Consider the following 1,441-nt stretch of genomic DNA (forward strand, 5'->3'; position numbering starts at 1 on the left):
GTCCTACCTTTTTCCTTGGGTCTGAACTGGTCGTTCGTAAGATCGGTGGGCCCGGGGGCTCTGGGTATGGCTGCCATGTAGTCGCCGTCCGATGGCTGAGGAGACTTGGCCGCCCAGAGCCCCGCGACGACTCGACCGCTCATTGGGAAGCGCGATCCGATCGCTGTGTAGGACAACGTCGGCGAGGTCGTCTGCGGGATCGAGGTGACGAGCGGATGGAGGTGACCGGTGCCCCAGATCTGGGCCGGGATGGACATCGGCAAGCAGCACCACCACTGTGTGGTGATCGACGCAGACGGGCAGCGGTTGCTGTCGCGCCGGATCCTGAACGACGAAGCGGCCCTGTTGGAGCTGATCAGTGACGTCCTGAACCTCAGCGAGGAAGTGCTGTGGGCCGTCGACCTCAACCACGGGGGCGCCGCGTTGCTGATCGGGCTGCTGCTGAGCCACGACCAGCCCATCGCCTACCTGACCGGCCGGAGCGTCCACCACGCTTCGGCCACCTACCGGGGCGAGGGCAAGACCGACGCACGCGACGCCTTCGTCATCGCCGACCAGGCACGGATGCGCCGCGACCTTGGACTGCTGCGCCCCGGTGACCAGATCGCGGTCGACCTGCGCACCCTGACCACACGCCGCGCCGACCTGGTCGCCGACCGGACCCGGCAGATCAACCGGCTCCGCGCCCAGCTGCTGGAGATCTTCCCCGCCCTGGAGCGCGAACTGGACATGACCTGCAAGGGTCCGCTGACGCTGCTGACCGGCTACCAGACCCCGGCTACGATCCGCCGCGCCGGGACCAACCGCCTGGAGACCTGGCTGCGGGCCCGTAAGGTCCGCGGCGCCGCCACGCTTGCCCGGACCGCGGTCGCTGCCGCCCAAGCCCAGCACACCGCCCTGCCCGGTGAGAAGCTGGCCGCCGCCATGGTGGCCCGTATGGCCAAGGGGGTGATCGCCCTCGACGAAGAGATCGCCGAACTGGCCGCTCTCATCGAGGCCCGGTTTCGTGAGCATCCGCACGCCGAGGTGATCGCCAGCCTGCCCGGCATGGGCACCATGCTGGGCGCGGAGTTTCTCGCCGCCACCGGCGGCGACATCGACGCCTTCGGCACCGCTGACCGTCTGGCCGGCTACGCCGGTCTGGCACCCGCGCCCCGCGACTCGGGCCGCGTCAGCGGCAATCTGCGCCGCCCCCGCCGCTTCCACCGCGGGCTGCTGCGGGTCTTCTACCTGTCCTCCATGGCCAGTCTGCGAACCTGCACGGCCTCGCGGGCCTACTACGACCGGAAACGCTCCGAGGGCAAGGGACACAAGCAGGCGCTGTTGTCGCTGGCCCGTCGCCGCGTCAACGTGCTGTGGGCCATGATCCGCAACGGTGAGTGCTACCACCACTCACCGCCCGTCACGGTCGCGGCTTGACAACCTCATTGGGAAGTCTCCT

General features: G+C 69.0%; 1 protein-coding gene. It reads left to right on the plus strand.

Going from position 1 to position 1,441, the window contains the following annotated elements:
• The first annotated feature begins 249 nt into the window (after window positions 1–249).
• Window positions 250–1,419 (plus strand): IS110 family RNA-guided transposase, encoded by a 1,170-nt coding sequence (locus QP089_RS48665; RefSeq protein ID WP_285921433.1) that lies wholly within the window; start codon window positions 250–252, stop codon window positions 1,417–1,419.
• The last annotated feature ends 22 nt before the right edge of the window (window positions 1,420–1,441 follow it).

It is taken from the genome of Actinomadura opuntiae (genome assembly GCF_030283205.1).
Lineage (GTDB): Bacteria > Actinomycetota > Actinomycetes > Streptosporangiales > Streptosporangiaceae > Spirillospora.